Source organism: Streptomyces sp. NPDC047022, assembly GCF_040644155.1.
Classification (GTDB): Bacteria; Actinomycetota; Actinomycetes; order Streptomycetales; family Streptomycetaceae; genus Streptomyces.
Window position 1 is genome coordinate 49,166 of sequence record NZ_JBEYVV010000024.1, and the last position, 15,682, is coordinate 64,847.

At 71.0% G+C, this 15,682-nt stretch carries 12 protein-coding genes and 1 riboswitch; of the genes, 4 read left to right on the forward strand and 8 right to left on the reverse strand.

The window, feature by feature from the left end:
• Positions 1-152: 152 nt before the first annotated feature.
• Positions 153-434 (forward strand): HPr family phosphocarrier protein, encoded by a 282-nt coding sequence (locus ABZ845_RS22825; RefSeq protein ID WP_003981826.1) that lies wholly within the window; start codon positions 153-155, stop codon positions 432-434.
• A 274-nt stretch (positions 435-708) separates the two neighbouring features.
• Here ABZ845_RS22825 and ABZ845_RS22830 read toward each other — a convergent pair whose 3' ends face one another.
• From ABZ845_RS22830 to ABZ845_RS22845, 4 genes are all read right to left on the reverse strand, one after another.
• Complete coding sequence (locus tag ABZ845_RS22830; protein WP_360982500.1) at positions 709-1,389, reverse strand: GntR family transcriptional regulator; 681 nt, start codon at positions 1,387-1,389, stop codon at positions 709-711.
• 201 nt (positions 1,390-1,590) lie between these two features.
• Positions 1,591-2,331 carry a M23 family metallopeptidase gene (locus ABZ845_RS22835; protein ID WP_360982502.1) on the reverse strand — a complete coding sequence of 247 codons (741 nt, stop codon included), beginning with the start codon at positions 2,329-2,331 and terminating at the stop codon, positions 1,591-1,593.
• A 12-nt stretch (positions 2,332-2,343) separates the two neighbouring features.
• Positions 2,344-2,516: riboswitch (cyclic di-AMP (ydaO/yuaA leader) on the reverse strand.
• A 229-nt stretch (positions 2,517-2,745) separates the two neighbouring features.
• On the reverse strand, positions 2,746-4,134 hold the full coding sequence (locus ABZ845_RS22840) for a pitrilysin family protein (RefSeq protein WP_360982504.1): 1,389 nt from the start codon (positions 4,132-4,134) through the stop codon (positions 2,746-2,748).
• Positions 4,131-5,510 (reverse strand): pitrilysin family protein, encoded by a 1,380-nt coding sequence (locus tag ABZ845_RS22845; RefSeq protein WP_360982506.1) that lies wholly within the window; start codon positions 5,508-5,510, stop codon positions 4,131-4,133. The genes ABZ845_RS22840 and ABZ845_RS22845 overlap by 4 nt, the downstream gene beginning before the upstream one ends.
• A 333-nt stretch (positions 5,511-5,843) precedes the next feature.
• Between ABZ845_RS22845 and ABZ845_RS22850 the strand changes: the two genes are divergently transcribed.
• Positions 5,844-8,300: a DNA topoisomerase IV subunit A gene (locus ABZ845_RS22850; protein WP_360982508.1), complete on the forward strand. Its 2,457-nt coding sequence runs from the start codon at positions 5,844-5,846 to the stop codon at positions 8,298-8,300.
• 12 nt (positions 8,301-8,312) lie between these two features.
• On the opposite strand, the gene ABZ845_RS22855 is transcribed toward ABZ845_RS22850, so the two are convergent.
• Together ABZ845_RS22855 and ABZ845_RS22860 are read right to left on the reverse strand one after the other, a co-directional pair.
• Positions 8,313-9,434, reverse strand: coding sequence for a GTP-binding protein (locus ABZ845_RS22855; protein ID WP_360982510.1), 1,122 nt, complete (start codon positions 9,432-9,434; stop codon positions 8,313-8,315).
• Positions 9,435-9,633: 199 nt separating this feature from the next.
• Positions 9,634-10,800: a citrate synthase/methylcitrate synthase gene (locus ABZ845_RS22860; protein WP_360982512.1), complete on the reverse strand. Its 1,167-nt coding sequence runs from the start codon at positions 10,798-10,800 to the stop codon at positions 9,634-9,636.
• Between the two features lie 96 nt (positions 10,801-10,896).
• Here ABZ845_RS22860 and ABZ845_RS22865 point away from each other — a divergent pair, with 96 nt between their 5' ends.
• On the forward strand, positions 10,897-12,153 hold the full coding sequence (locus tag ABZ845_RS22865) for a citrate synthase (protein WP_360982514.1): 1,257 nt from the start codon (positions 10,897-10,899) through the stop codon (positions 12,151-12,153).
• A gap of 175 nt (positions 12,154-12,328) precedes the next feature.
• Positions 12,329-13,282, forward strand: coding sequence for a sucrase ferredoxin (locus ABZ845_RS22870; protein ID WP_360982516.1), 954 nt, complete (start codon positions 12,329-12,331; stop codon positions 13,280-13,282).
• 213 nt (positions 13,283-13,495) lie between these two features.
• Here the strand turns inward: ABZ845_RS22870 and ABZ845_RS22875 are convergent, their stop codons facing one another.
• Both ABZ845_RS22875 and ABZ845_RS22880 read right to left on the reverse strand, forming a co-directional pair.
• On the reverse strand, positions 13,496-15,088 hold the full coding sequence (locus ABZ845_RS22875) for a cation acetate symporter (RefSeq protein ID WP_360982518.1): 1,593 nt from the start codon (positions 15,086-15,088) through the stop codon (positions 13,496-13,498).
• Positions 15,085-15,648, reverse strand: coding sequence for a DUF485 domain-containing protein (locus ABZ845_RS22880; protein WP_360982520.1), 564 nt, complete (start codon positions 15,646-15,648; stop codon positions 15,085-15,087). Before ABZ845_RS22880 ends, ABZ845_RS22875 begins: the two co-directional genes overlap by 4 nt.
• Positions 15,649-15,682 lie beyond the last annotated feature (34 nt).

Here is a 15,682-nt window from a genome sequence, read left to right on the forward strand (position 1 = left end):
CTCCGGCTCGCTCGCGTCCGGCGGTGGCGCGAGGCAGGCTGAGAAGGTCGGACCGGGGTCCGCCCGGTGCATCACCGCCACCCCTTCCTGGGCGCGCTGCACATATGGAACACTGGTCTAGACAACCCTGAACACCTGAAGGGCAGCATCACATGGCTGAGCGCCGCGTCAACGTCGGCTGGGCCGAGGGCCTCCACGCCCGCCCCGCCTCCATCTTCGTCCGGGCGGCCACGGCCTCCGGAGTTCCCGTGACCATCGCCAAGGCCGACGGCAACCCCGTGAACGCCGCGTCCATGCTCGCGGTCCTCGGTCTGGGCGCGCAGGGTGGCGAGGAGATCGTCCTCGCCTCGGACGCGGAGGGTGCGGACGCCGCTCTGGACCGTCTCGCCAAGCTGGTCGCGGAGGGGCTCGAGGAGCTTCCCGAGACCGTCTGATCTGCCTTTCGGGCGTCTTCGGGCGCCCTGGGGAGCCCTCGGGCGTCCCCCCACGGCTCAGCCGCGTCGGCCCACGGGAAGGCGCGGCTTCGCCGTATGCGCGGCACGCAATTCGGCGGCGCACGGAGGAAGGCACAAAAGCGCGCGGCACGCGAAAATCACGCCACCCGTTTTCCCGGGCACACGGAAATAAAGACATCCGGAAGAGCCGCTCACCGAATGCCGCCGCGAATACCTCTCTTTGTATACGGCGCCCGCGTTAATGCCGGAGTCCCTACATGTTTACGGGGTGTTTCGAAGTCCTCACGCGGTCGGCGCCGCCCGCCCGGCCGGGGAAGCGCAGCCGGTGCGCCGCGGTCGTCCGTTCGGCGTGGAGAGCCATGATCGCCCGGGCGCGCTCGCCGTCGCCGCGTGCGACGGCGTCCACGATGGCGCCGTGCTCCGCCCAGGACTCCAGGGGGCTGAGCGGCGCCTCCACGACGTACATCCAGGCGATCTTATGCCGCAGCTGGGCGAGCGCGGAGGTCAGCGCGGGGCTCGCGCTGGCCTGGGCGAGCGTCTCGTGGAACCAGGCACCCAGCGAGCGCAGATCCTCGCCGCCGCCCCTCCTGGCCCGCTCCTGACCCAGTCTGACCAGGCCGCGCAGGACCTTGAGATGGGCCTCCGTGCGGCGCTGCGCGGCCCGCGCGGCACCGAGCGGCTCCAGGAGTAACCGCATCTCCAGGAGGTCGCCGCCCTCCTGATCGGTGGGTTCCGCCACGCACGCGCCGGCGTGCCTGCGGGTGACCACGAAGCCCTCGGCCTCCAGTGTGCGCAGCGCCTCGCGCACGGGGACGCGGGAGACGCCGTACCGGCGCGCGAGAAGCTCCTCGGTGAGCCGGCTGCCGCGTGCGTGGACACCCGAGACGATGTCGTCACGGATCGCCGTGCATACCGCGTGCGCCGGAATACGCATGTCCGACCTCCGCCTTAATTCCCGCGAAACGTCGCCGATCGGCGTGTGTTCAACCGACTCTATTGCAGCGGAGCGGAATTTCCGACGGCGGGCCGGAATCCATGGATATTTTTTGGACAAACAGCGGTTCGAAACGACAACGGCCCCGGCACTGAGCCGGGGCCGCCGCGGTACGGCACACGGTGCACGTACGAACGTTCGTCAGACGTTCACGCCGTGCGACCGCAGGTAGGCGACGGGGTCGATGTCCGAGCCGTACTCGGGGGACGTACGGGCCTCGAAGTGCAGGTGCGGCCCGGTGGTGTTTCCCGTGGCTCCCGAAAGCGCTATCCGGCTGCCCGGGGTGACCCGCTGCCCCACCGAGACGCCGATGGACGAGAGATGGCCGTACTGGGTGTAGGAGCCGTCGTTCATCCTGATGACGATCTGGTTGCCGTACGCGCCGCCCCAGCCCGTCTCGACGACCGTGCCGGCGCCCACGGCGTGCACGGGGGTTCCGGTGGCGGCGTGGAAGTCGATGCCGGTGTGGGCGCCGGAGGACCACAGGGATCCACCGGTGCGGTAGCCCGTGGAGACATAGGAGCCGTAGATCGGCGCCACGAAGGTGTTCAGGCGGCGGCGCTCGGCCTCGCGGGCGGCGCGCTCCTTGGCCTCCCGCTCCTTGGCGGCCAGCTTGCGCGCGGCCTCCTCGGCCTGCTTCCGCTCGGCTGCCTGCTTCTGGGCGGCGGCCTGGGCGTCGATCTTGTCGGCGACCGAGTCCCCGAGAGCGACGGCCCGCATCAGACCGGTCTGCTCCACGGGAGCGCCGGCGGCGAGCGCCGGCGCGGACAGCGTGCCGATGACGCCGGTGGTGGTGAGTGCCGCGACGCCCACGGCGTTCGCGGTCGTACGCCTCATGCTGCTGGGACGACGGTGCTTCCCGGTGGCGCAGGTGAACGCCATGAAGTGGCTGGTCCTTTCCTTCCCTCTCGCCTACCGGGTTAGCTGACGGGTTCGGAGCAGGAAGGTCTCCTACGGGCTTGCGCCCGATTCACCCCAGGGACATGGGCGCCTCCGGTCGCGAAGGCGCAGGGTGGGTCCCCGGCTCCCCTGGCTCGCGCCGTACGGGGACTCGGCGATGGCTGTCCGGTGCCGCGGGTGCGGCGCACTGCCTGACGGACAGCCCGGACGACGCTAGAAGGACCGTCTTTCCAACACCAAACCGGCAGCGGTGTTTGTAGCGCATCCCACAGGGCAGACAGGCAACCTCGCGGCAATACGGACAAACACACGGGGCCGGGGCCCTGGTGGTGAAAAGACCGCCAGGGCCCCGGCCACGCGCCCCGCGGGGCGCCGCCGAGCGTGCGTGGTGTCCTGCTACTCCGCGGGTACGACGCTCACTTCGCCGATGCCCAGTTGCCTCACGGGCTCCTCGATATGCGCGGCATCGCCGACGAGGACGGTCACCAGACGGTCCACGGGGAACGCGTTCACGACGGCTGCCGTCGCCTCCACCGTGCCGGTGGCCGCGAGTGCCTGATACAGCGTCGCCTGGAAGTCGTCCGGAAGGTGCTGCTCGACCTGGTCGGCGAGCGTGCTCGCGACGGCGGCGGCCGTCTCGAACTTCAGCGGTGCCACGCCGACCAGATTCTGCACGGCGACATCGCGCTCGGCGTCCGTCAGGCCCTCGGCCGCCAGCGTGCGCAGTACCTTCCAGAGGTCGTCGAGCGCCGGACCGGTGTTCGGCGTGTCGACGGAGCCGCTGATGGCCAGCATCGCGGCGCCCGTGCCGTCGGGCGCGGAGCGCAGCACCTGACCGAACGCCCGCACCCCGTAGGTGTAGCCCTTCTCCTCGCGCAGGACCCGGTCCAGACGCGAGGTGAGGGTCCCGCCCAGACAGTAGGTACCGAGCACCTGGGGGGGCCACACGCGGTCATGCCGGTCGGCTCCGATCCGGCCGATCAGCAGCTGCGTCTGGACGGCTCCGGGGCGGTCCACGATGATCACTCGGCCGGTGTCGTCCGCCGTCACCGGCGGCACGGGACGCGGGCCGGCGGGGGCTCCCGTCCAGGCGCCGAGGGTGTCCGCGAGCAGCTCGTCGAGGTCGATCCCGGTGAGGTCCCCGACCACGACCGCGGTGGCGGTCGCCGGGCGGACATGGCGCTCGTAGAAGGCGCGGACGGCGGCGGAGTCGATGCGCGAGACCGTCTCCTCGGTGCCCTGGCGCGGGCGCGACATGCGCGAGGACGCCGGAAACAGCTCCTTGGAGAGCTCCTTCGCGGCACGCCGGGCCGGGTTGGCGGTCTCATGGGGGATCTCGTCGAGGCGGTTGCGCACCAGGCGGTCCACCTCGCTGTCCTCGAACGCCGGCGACCTCAGGGCGTCGGCGAGCAGCCCGAGTGCCTTCGGCAGGCGGGAGACCGGCACTTCGAGGGACAGGCGCACGCCGGGGTGATCGGCGTGCGCGTCGAGGGTGGCGCCGCAGCGCTCGAGCTCCGCGGCGAACTCCTCGGCGGAGTGCTTGTCGGTGCCCTCGGAGAACGCGCGCGCCATGATCGTGGCGACGCCGTCGAGTCCGTCGGGCTCGGCGTCCAGGGGCGCGTCGAGCATCACCTCGACGGCGACGACCCGCTGGCCGGGGCGGTGGCAGCGCAGCACGGTCAGGCCGTTGCCGAGCGCGCCGCGCTCGGGCGCCGGGAAGGCCCAGGGCCGGGCCTCGCCGGGCTGGGGCTGCGGGTGGAAGTCCATGGTCGCGAGCTCGGTCACTTCGCCGACTCCTCGTCTTCGCTGGTGCCTTCGGCGGCGGTGGTCTCTGCTGCTTCGGCGGTCTCGGCTCCGGGTGCGACCGGTTCGTACACGAGCACCGCGCGGTTGTCCGGGCGCAGCCTGGCCTTGGCGATCTCCCGGACCTCGTCGGCGGTGACCTCCAGGACGCGGTCCACGGCGGTCAGGGCGAGCTGCGGATCACCGAACAGCACGGCGAAACGGCACAGTTCGTCGGCGCGGCCCGCGACCGTGCCGAGACGGTCCAGCCATTCGCGCTCCAGCTGGGCCTGGGCGCGCTCCATCTCCTCGGGCGTGGGCCCTTCTTCGGCGAACCGGGCGAGCTCCTCGTCGATCGCCGCCTCGATGACCGGCACCTCGACGTCGCCGGAGGTCTTCACGTCCAGCCAGCCCAGGGAGGGCGCCGCGGCGAGCCTCAGCAGGCCGAACCCGGCGGCGACCGCGGTGCGGTCACGTCGTACCAGCCGGTTGTAAAGGCGGGAGGACTCGCCGCCGCCGATGATGGTCAGGGCCACGTCGGCCGCGTCGCACGCGCGCGTGCCGTCCTGCGGCAGCCGGTAGGCGGCCATCAGGGCGCGCGCCGGGACCTCCTCCCGCACGACCTCGCGCAGCTGTCCGCCGATGACGTCGGGCAGCGAGCCGTCACGCGGCTGGGGCTTGCCGTCGTAGGACGCGATGGAGCCGAAGTACTTCTCCACCCAGGCGAGGGTCTGCTCGGGGTCGATGTCGCCGACCACGGACAGGACGGCGTTGTTGGGAGCGTAGTAGGTGCGGAAGAACGCCCGCGCGTCCTCCAGGGTGGCCGCGTCCAGGTCCGCCATCGAACCGATCGGCGTGTGGTGGTACGGGTGGCCCTCCGGGTAGGCGAGGGCGGTCAGCTTCTCGAAGGCCGTTCCGTACGGGACGTTGTCGTAGCGCTGGCGGCGCTCGTTCTTCACGACGTCCCGCTGGTTCTCCATGGACTCGTCGTCGAGAGCGGCGAGCAGGGAGCCCATCCGGTCGGCCTCCAGCCAGAGGGCGAGCTCCAGCTGGTGGGTCGGCATGGTCTCGAAGTAGTTCGTGCGCTCGAAGCTGGTGGTGCCGTTCAGCGAACCGCCGGCGCCCTGCACCAGCTCGAAGTGCCCGTTGCCCTTCACCTGCGCCGACCCCTGGAACATCAGGTGCTCGAAGAGGTGGGCGAGGCCGGTGCGGCCCTGGACCTCGTGGCGGGAACCGACGTCGTACCAGAGGCACACCGCCGCGACCGGGGTCAGGTGGTCCTCGGAGAGCACCACGCGCAGGCCGTTGGCCAGGCGGTGCTCGGTCGCTGTCAGGCCCCCGGAGCCTGCCTCGGCTGTGGCCGTGTGACCCTTGGGCATGTACGTCCCTTCCCTCGCGGAAGATGTAGCGGAAACCGCCGGTTTCCGGCCGGTCCTGTCACTGTATGCAACCGGGCCTGCCCATGGACAAGTTCCCGGGCGGCGTACGCCGAGAGCGAGACCGGGATTACGGGAGGCGGGGGACGAAACGCGCGGTCCGGCCGCAGGCACGCAGCCCCGGACGGACACCCGCGAAGGCGGCACGAAGGCATCTTCCGGCCGGTCCGGAGGCGCAGAAGGACGGGGGCTGGTCCGCGTTGTCAGCGACGCGGTCCACAATGGTCCGCGTCAGATCGTTCATGCCCAGCACAGACTGTGAAGGAGCCGGCAGCAATGGCCCGCCGCAGCACGAAGACCCCACCGCCCGACGACTCGTACGAGGAGAAGATCCTCGACATCGACGTCGTCGACGAGATGCAGGGCTCCTTCCTCGAGTACGCGTACTCGGTCATCTACTCCCGGGCCCTGCCGGACGCGCGTGACGGCCTCAAGCCGGTGCACCGCCGGATCGTCTACCAGATGAACGAGATGGGGCTGCGCCCCGACCGCGGCTATGTGAAGTGCGCCCGTGTCGTCGGCGAGGTCATGGGCAAGCTGCACCCGCACGGTGACGCGTCGATCTACGACGCCCTGGTGCGCCTGGCCCAGCCGTTCTCGATGCGCGTTCCCCTCGTCGACGGCCACGGCAACTTCGGTTCGCTCGGCAACGACGACCCGCCGGCCGCCATGCGGTACACCGAGTGCCGTATGGCCGAGGCGACGAGCCTGATGACCGAGTCGATCGACGAGGACACGGTCGACTTCGCGCCCAACTACGACGGCCAGGAGCGGGAGCCGGTGGCGCTGCCCGCCGCGTTCCCGAACCTCCTGGTGAACGGCTCGTCGGGCATCGCCGTAGGCATGGCCACGAACATGCCGCCGCACAATCTCGGTGAGGTCATCGCGGCCGCCCGCCATCTGATCCGCCATCCGAATGCGGACCTGGACGCGCTGATGAAGCACGTTCCGGGCCCGGACCTGCCCACCGGCGGCCGGATCGTCGGCCTCGCGGGCATCCGGGACGCGTACGAGACGGGCCGCGGCACCTTCAAGATCCGTGCCACGGTCTCGGTGGATGACGTGACGGCGCGCCGCAAGGGACTGGTCGTCACCGAGCTGCCGTTCACGGTCGGCCCGGAGAAGGTGATCTCCAAGATCAAGGACCTGGTCGGTTCGAAGAAGCTCCAGGGCATCGCCGATGTCAAGGATCTGACCGACCGCGCGCACGGTCTGCGTCTGGTGATCGAGATCAAGAACGGTTTCGTGCCGGAGGCGGTGCTCGAGCAGCTCTACAAGCTGACGCCGATGGAGGAGTCCTTCGGTATCAACAACGTCGCGCTCGTCGACGGCCAGCCGCTCACCCTCGGCCTCAAGGAACTGCTGGAGGTCTACCTCGACCACCGCTTCAACGTGGTGCGGCGCCGCTCGGAGTTCCGCCGCGGCAAGCGGCGCGACCGGCTGCACCTCGTGGAGGGCCTGCTCACCGCGCTGGTGGACATCGACGAGGTCATCCGTCTGATCCGCTCCAGTGAGAACTCCGCGCAGGCCAAGGAGCGCCTGATGCGGCGCTTCTCGCTGAGCGACATCCAGACGCAGTACATCCTCGACACTCCCCTGCGACGTCTGACCAAGTACGACCGCATCGAGCTGGAGTCCGAGAAGGAGCGGCTCAACGCCGAGATCGAGGAGCTGACCCGGATCCTGGAGTCGGACGCCGAGCTGCGCAAGCTGGTCTCCGCCGAACTGGCCGCGGTGGCCAAGAAGTTCGGCACGGAGCGGCGCACGGTGCTGTTGGAGTCCTCCGGCGCCCCGGCACCGGTGGTCTCGCTCCAGGTCGAGGACGCCCCGTGCCGGGTGCTGTTGTCGTCGACGGGCCTGCTGGCGCGTACGGCGAACGGCGACCCGTTCGCTGAGGACACCGACGGAAAGCGCACGAAGCACGATGTGATCGTGTCCGCGGTGGCGGCGACGGCGCGCGGCGAGGTGGGTGCGGTGACGTCCGCCGGAAGGCTGCTGCGGCTGAACGTGATCGACCTCCCGCAGTTGCCGGACACGGCGGCACGGCCGACCCTGTCGGGGGGTGCGCCGGTCTCGGAGTTCGTCTCCCTGGACGCGGACGAGACGGTGGTGTGCCTGACGACGCTGGACGAGTCCTCCCAAGGTCTCGCTCTCGGCACGGAGCAGGGTGTCGTCAAGCGGGTGGTTCCCGACTACCCGGCGAACAAGGACGAGTTGGAGGTCATCACCCTCAAGGAGGGCGACCGGATCGTCGGTGCGGTCGAACTGCGCACGGGCGAGGAGGACCTGGTCTTCATCACGGACGACGCCCAGCTGCTGCGCTACCAGGCGTCCCAGGTGCGCCCGCAGGGCCGCCCCGCGGGCGGAATGGCGGGCATCAAGCTCACGGACGGCGCGAAGGTGATCTCCTTCACGGCGGTGGACCCGGCCGTGGACGCGGTGGTCTTCACCGTCGCGGGCTCACGCGGCACGCTGGACGACTCGGTGCAGACGACGGCCAAGATGACGCCGTTCGACCAGTATCCGCGCAAGGGCCGCGCCACGGGCGGTGTGCGCTGCCAGCGGTTCCTGAAGGGCGAGGACTGCCTGTCCTTCGCCTGGGCGGGGGCTACGCCGGCCCGGGCAGCGCAGAAGAACGGCACGCCGGCCGAGCTTCCCGAGCTCGACCCGCGGCGCGACGGTTCGGGCGTGTCGCTGCCGAAGACGGTCGCGGTGGTCGCGGGGGCGTTGTAGTCCGGCCCGCGATCAGCCTTCGAGGTCGCCGGGGCTCGCGGGAGCCCCGGCCTCCTGGACGTAGCGCAGGACGCCCCACATGCTGTGGTCGCCGGCGGGCGGGGCGTCGGCGTCGCGCACCGTCGCCTCCAATTCCTTGCGCAGGGCGGCGGTGTCGAGGCCGGATCCGATCAGGACGAGCTGGGTGAGCCGCTCGTCACCGGTCTTCCAGGGCTGCGGGTAGAACCGCAGGAACCGCCCCACGGAGTGCACGGCGTAGCGGTTGCGCGGATCGGCGGCGCCGAAGTCCACGTATCCCTTGATCCGGTAGAGCCCCTCCGGCCTGCGGTCGAGGAACTCCAGCAGCCGTCGCGGTTCGGCCGGTACGGCGGACTCGTAGGAGAGACTCTCGTATCCCGTGTGCAGATGGGCGTGGTGAAGTCCCGGACCGCCGTGCTCACCTTCCCGGCCGGCCTCCTGCGCGCGATGCTGCCCGCCGTCCTGCCGGTGGAGATCGTCGAAGGTCAGCTGCCCGATCCGCTCCTCGGCCGGTCGGCAGTCGAAGAGGAGCTCGGGGTCGATGCGCCCGTAGACGGCAGGGTTCACGGCTGCTCGGTCGGTGAGCGAGCGGACGAGCCGCAGGACCCGTTCGCTGTCGTCGGCACGGTCCGTCTTGTTGACGACGACGAGATCGGCGAGGGCGAGGTGTCGGTCGGTCTCGGGGTGCTTCTCGCGCGTTGCGTCGAACTCCACCGCGTCGACGACCACGACGAGTCCGCCGTAGACGACGCGCGACTGCTCGCTGGCCAGCACCATGCGGACGAGTTCCTGAGGCTCGGCGAGCCCACTGGCCTCGATCACGATGACGTCGATGCCGGTGGAGGGCTGGGCGAGGCGGTCGAGGTAGAGGTCGAGTTCGCTGACGTCGACCGCGCAGCACAGGCATCCGTTGCCGAGGGAGACCGTGGAGTCCCCGAGCGCCCCGGCGACGGCCATGGCGTCGATCTCGATGTCCCCGAAGTCGTTGACAATGGCGCCGATACGGCTGCCCCCGCTGTGGTGGAGGAGGTGGTTGAGCAAGGTGGTCTTGCCCGAGCCGAGGAAGCCCGCGAGTACGACGACCGGGATCTGCTGCTGACTCGGCGTCCGGGTCACCGTCCGCCCCTTCCCATGCCGTACGAGATGTGTGTGCCGCCCCAGGATACGGGCGGGGCGACCCCGCGGAGCGGACGGTCGTCGGCACCGCTGAAGCGCAAGTGAATGCCCTGCCGGCGAGAATGCGCCTTGGACAACGCCGACCGGGGGCCGCCCGTCCCCGACGGCCGGTGCGCGCGAGGAGCGGCCGGTCCGGTGCTCAGGCCATCAGGGGCACAGCGACCGGAGGCGTCGGGCCCACATACCGGGCCGCCGGCCGGATGATCTTCGGATCCTGCGCCTGCTCGAGGATGTTGGCGCTCCATCCGACCACCCGGCCCGCCGCGAAGGTCGGGGTGAACATCTCGCGCGGGATGCCGCAGAGCTCCATGACCACGCCCGCATAGAACTCCACGTTCGTGTGAAGCTCACGGCCGGGCTTCAGCTCGGCCAGGATGGCCTCCACGCGCCGCTCGACCTCGATCGCGAAGTCGACCAGCGGGCCGCCGAACCGCTGCGCGACGCCACGCAGCATGCGCGACCTCGGGTCCTCGGTGCGGTAGACGGGGTGGCCGAAGCCCATGATGCGCTCACCGGCGAGGACTCGTTCGCGGATCCATGTGTCGATGCGGTCCGGGGTGCCGATCGCGTCGAGGGTGTCGAGGGCGCGGCTCGGCGCTCCGCCGTGGAGCGGGCCGGACAGTGCCCCGATGGCCCCCGCCAGCGCCGAGGCCACGTCCGCTCCGGTCGACGTGATCACCCTTGCCGAGAACGTTGACGCGTTGAATCCGTGATCAATGGTTGAGATCAAGTACTGCTCGACCGCCCGCGCACGCGCGTCGTCCGGTTCCGCGCCCGTCAACATGTACAGGTAGTTGGCGGCGTAGGAGAGGTCCTCCCGCGGCTCGACCGGTTCCAGGCCACGGGCCAGCCGGTGGAGCGCCGTCACCAGGGTGGGGACGGCCGCGGTCGCGGCGATCGTGTCGTCGCGACGCCGGTCCGCGTCGATGTCGTAGACCGGCAGGAATCCCTCGCGGGCGCCGAGCAGCGAGAGCGCCGTGCGCAGACCCGACAGGGGGCCGGAGCGGCCGCTCGCCCTGGCGATCGCGGGGAGCACGGCCCGCACCTCGTCGGGCAGCCACCGCAGCCGGGCGGTCCGTGCGGTGAACGCGGAGCGCTGCGCCGCGTCCGGCAGTCCGCCGTTGATCATCAGATGCCAGACGTCCTCGAATCCGCGTGTCTGCGCGAGTTCGACGGCGGAGTACTGGCGGTAGTGGTAGAAGCCCTCCAGCCCCCTGACGTCACCCAGTTCGGTGTGGGTCACGACGACGCCCGCGAGTCCCCGCGGCACGTCGACGGAGGTGGATCCGGCCCTGTTGATCGGCATGTTTCCTCCTTGAACTTGATGAGACTGTCCATGATTGACTAAATGCCTGTCAATATTGATTGAATCAATATGTCATCCATGGGTACGGTGGCGGACATGAGGGATCAAGACGCGGCCAGGGGTCACGACGAGGGTCGGCTCACCACCAAGGAAGCGGCCGAGCTGCTGGGCGTGAAGCCCGAGACGGTCTATGCCTATGTGAGCCGGGGTCAGCTCAGCAGCAGACGCGAGCCGGGCGGTCGCGGCAGCACCTTCGACGCCAAGGAGGTGGCGGCACTCGGGCGCCGCAACAGACGTGACACCGGCGGAAGTTCGCCCACCGCCGATGAGCTCTCGGTCCGTACGGCCATCACCCTGATCGACAAGGACCGGTACTACTTCCGCGGTGTGGACGCCACCGAGCTGGCCGTGCGCCACTCCTACGAGGAGATCGCCGAGTGGCTGTGGACCGGGCAGCTGCGGCCGGGGATCACCTTCACCGCTCCGGACGCCTCCGTCACCGTCGCCCGCCGCGCGGTGAACGCGCTGCCCGAGCACAGCGGACCCACCGACCGGCTGCGGGTGGCGGCCATCGCGGCGGCCACCGCGGACCCGCTCCGCTTCGACCTGTCACCCGACGCGGTCCTCGGCACAGCCCGCACTCTCATCCCCACCCTCGTGACCGCCCTGCCGCCGCTGCGGCACGATCACCGCGACGAAGGCCCGCTCGCCCGGCGCCTGTGGGGCCGGCTCAGCGGACACGATGCGGACGAGGCGTCACTTCGTATTCTGGACACGGCACTCGGGCTGCTCGTCGACCACGATCTGGCGGCCTCGACGCTCGCCGTCCGTGTCGCCGCGTCCGCCCGCGCGCACGCCTACGCCGCCGTCTCGGCCGGTCTGGGGGTGCTGGAAGGCCCTCTGCACGGTGCGGCCAGCGGCCTCGCGCACCGGATGCTGCTCGACGTCCTGGACCGGGGTACGGCCGCCCCCGTCGTCGCCGACGAACTGCGCGCGGGACGCCGCATCCCCGGACTCGGGCACCGGTTGTATCCCGGTGAGGACCCGCGCGCGCGAACCCTGTTCGCGCTCCTGGAGGACGTACCGGCCGCGGCACCGGCCGTGGCGGCGGCCCGGGACATCGTGTCCACGACGGCCCGCCACTCGCCCCTGCACGCCAACGTCGACCTCGCGCTGGCCGCCCTCACGGTCTCCTGCGGCATGGACGCCACAGCCGGCGAGACCGTGTTCGCGGTCGCGCGCACGGCGGGCTGGATCGCCCACACCCTCGAGGAGTACGAGGAACGGCCGCTCCGCATGCGCCCCAGCGGCCGCTACACGGGGGCGCGCCCGCCCCAGCCGCTCCCCCGCTGACTCCGGCGCGCCCGTCTCCGCGACCATGCGCCCGGTGAGCTGTTGTGCGCCCTCCGGCAAGCCGCTCCGGGAGCGTGCCTCAGGTGCTCCCCACGCACGCCTGGTACGCCCCCGACTGCGCCCCGTTCACCTGGCCGGAAGTCAGTGCAGGGGAAGTCAGGTTAGGCTCACCTCTGTGAGTAGGTGCACGGCCGCGTCCCGGGAGCTCGACGAGCCCCTGGTGGGGACCGCGGCGACCGCGAGGACATGGCTGCTGCTGGAACAGCCCGGCCCCTGGGGCGCCAAGGCGCTCACCTCGAGCCACCTGGATCCGGAGCTCGGCCGCGCCCTGGAGGCGGCGTCGGAGGGCACCGGCGTGCGGGTCGCCCTCATCCGCCGCCCCGGCCGGCACGCGGACTTCGGCACCCCCGCCGTACGGCAGGTGTACGCGGCCCACACCGTGCCCGGGAACGCATGGCTGCACACCGCCACGACCGCCGCCCCGGAGCGGTTGCTGGAGCTGGACTTCACCGCCCTCGGCACGGGCGACCCGCACAGCTTCGACTCGGCGCTCCGGGGACGGCCCCACACGGAACATCCGCTGGCTCTCGTGTGCACCAACGGCCGACGGGACCGCTGCTGCGCCCAGCTCGGCCGCCCCCTCGCCATCGAGTTGGCCGCCTCCGGGGTCGGCGGTGTCTGGGAGGTCACCCACCTCGGCGGCCACCGCTTCTCGCCCACGCTTCTCGTCCTGCCGTTCGGATACGCCTACGGGCGGGCCCAGGCCCCGCACGTCAAGGAGGTCCTCGAAGGAGTGGGCGAGGGACGGATCGTGGTGGACGGGTGCCGTGGCAGCTCTGCCTGGGAGCGGCCCGCGCAGGCCGCGGAGCTCGCGGTGCGCAGGGCGGCCCACGAGTACGCGGCGAACGCGCTGACGGTCGTCCGCACTGCCGGAGCGGCGCCCCGCTGGGAAGTCACCGTCGCTCACGCCGACGGGCGGCTGTGGCGTGTCCTCGTGGCGCAGGGGGCCTGTCTGCCGCCGCGCCCGGAGAGCTGTGGCTCGGCGCTGGGTTCCCCGGCCCGTATGGATGTCGTCTCGGTACGGGAGTTGCTGTCCACCCCGGCCGTGCGGGACCGCGCTTACTGCTGAGGCACGAAGCCCGCGCTGCGGCGGACTCGCGGCGCCGGGCTCCAGGCACCGGCAGACGCCCGCGGAAGATCTGTGCGCCCCCCTGCGGGTGCTCCGCACCGGTGCCCGTACCGTCGTCCCCACGCGCCCCTCCTCCCGGCCGTGGCGGCCGCGGGCCTGGGTGACGCCGTAGAGGCGCCGCGCACACGGGGCGCCGCTACGGTATCCGCCGCGTCACACCGCTCCCGCGCCCGTCAGGGAGCGCACCTCGGTCTCCGCATGCTTGGCCTCATCGGCGGGTTCCGTCGAGGTGACCGTGCCGAGCCAGCCCGCCAGGAATCCGAGCGGGATGGAGATGATGCCCGGGTTCTGCAGCGGGAAGTACTGGAAGTCGACTGCGGGGAACAGGGATTCCGGGCTGCCGGAGACGACCGGGGACAGCAGCACGAGCACGAGCGCGGGGACGAGGCCGCCATAGACGGACCACACGGCGCCGCGCGTGGTGAAGCCGCGCCAGAAGAGCGAGTACATGAGGACCGGCAGGTTCGCGGACGCGGAGACGGCGAAGGCCAGCCCCACCAGGAATGCCACGTTGAGGTCGCGGGCCAGCAGGCCGAGCCCGATCGCGACCGCACCGATGCCCACGGCCGCGGCCCTCGCCACGCCCACCTCGCTGCGTGCCCTGGCGCGGCGGCGCCGCAGCGATGCGTAGAGGTCGTGTGCCACCGCCGCGGATGAGGCGAGGGTGATGCCGGCGACGACCGCGAGGATGGTGGCGAAGGCGATGGCGGCGACCATGGCGAACAGGACCGTTCCGCCGGTCGACCGGGCTCCGCCGCCGAGGTTCAACGCGAGCAGCGGGACCGCCGTGTTCCCGGCCGCGTTCGACTCCCGTACGGCGTCAGGGCCGAGAACGGCGGCCGCGCCGAAGCCCAGCACGATCGTCATCAGGTAGAAGCCGCCGATCAGCCCGACCGACCAGACGACCGAGCGGCGGGCGGCCCGTGCCGTCGGCACCGTGTAGAAGCGGGAGAGGATGTGCGGCAGGCCGGCCGTGCCCAGAACCAGCGCCAGGCCCAGGCTGATGAAGTCGGTCCTCGACGTCCAGCTCCCGCCGTACCTCAGCCCCGGGGCGAGGAACGCCTCCCCGTGCCCGCTGCGCTGCGCCGCCGTGCGCAGCAAGGCGTCGACATCTCCGTGGAAGCGCAAGAGGACCATGACGGTCAGCGCCACGGTACCGCCGAGCAGCAGGACGGCCTTGACGATCTGGATCCAGGTCGTGGCCCGCATGCCGCCCATCGACACATAGACCACCATCAGCGCCCCGACAACGATCACGGTCCAGGCACGCGCCCCGGCGCTCGTGCCCCCGAACAGCAACGCCACCAGGCTGCCGGCCCCGACCATCTGCGCCACCAGGTACAGCACGGACACGGTCACCGAGGACGTACCCGCCGCGATGCGCACCGGCCTCTCGCTCATGCGCGCCGCGACGACGTCCGCGAGCGTGAACCGCCCGACGTTGCGGACCAGTTCGGCGACGAAGAAGAGCACCACTAGCCAGGCGACGAGAAAGCCGACCACATACAGCAGCCCGTCGTAGCCGAAGAGCGCGATCAGTCCGGTGACGCCCAGGAACGAGGCCGCCGACATATAGTCGCCGGCGATGGCAAAACCATTCTCCATCGGCGAGAACAGTCGCCCGCCCGCATAGAACTCCTCCGCCGAGCCATGCCGGTTGCGGCTCACCCAAGTGGTGATCGCCAGCGTGATCGCGACGAATACGCTGAACAGCACGAGTGCCAGCGCCTGGTGATGTCCGCTCACAGCTCGCCGCCCCTGAATCCCCGGGTCAGCTCCTGGGTGTCCCAGCGCAGATCGAGCGCGGCCCGGTCCCTGCGCACCCGGGCGTGCCTCGCGTACGCCCAGGTGAGCAGAAACGTCGTCAGGAACTGTCCGAGACCCGCCAGCATCGCCACGTTCACCGCTCCGGCGACCGGATGTGCCATCAGGCCCGGCGCGGTCTGAGCGGTCACCACGTAACCCACGTACCAGGCGAGGAACACGGCGAGGCCTGGGACCACGAACCGCCGGTACCGGCTGCGCACCTCCTGGAACGCCGCGCTGCGCTGCACTTCCAGATAGACCTCGGCCACGCGGGGCGAACGGTCCTGGTCCGTACGCGCGGGCGGAACGGCAGAGGTGGGTGCGCCCGTTCCGTCCAGTTCACCCCAGCCGGAGGCCAGCGCGTCGTACCAGGGGTCGTCGTATCTCGCCTGTCCGGCCGCCCCCTCCGCGGCGGGGGCCGTGTCACGGCCTTGGTGCTTGGCGACCGGAGTCTCGGGACCGCTCCCGCCTCCGCGGAAACGACCATTGCTTGACTTCATACCCCAGCATGGACAGACCGGGAAGATCCCCGAC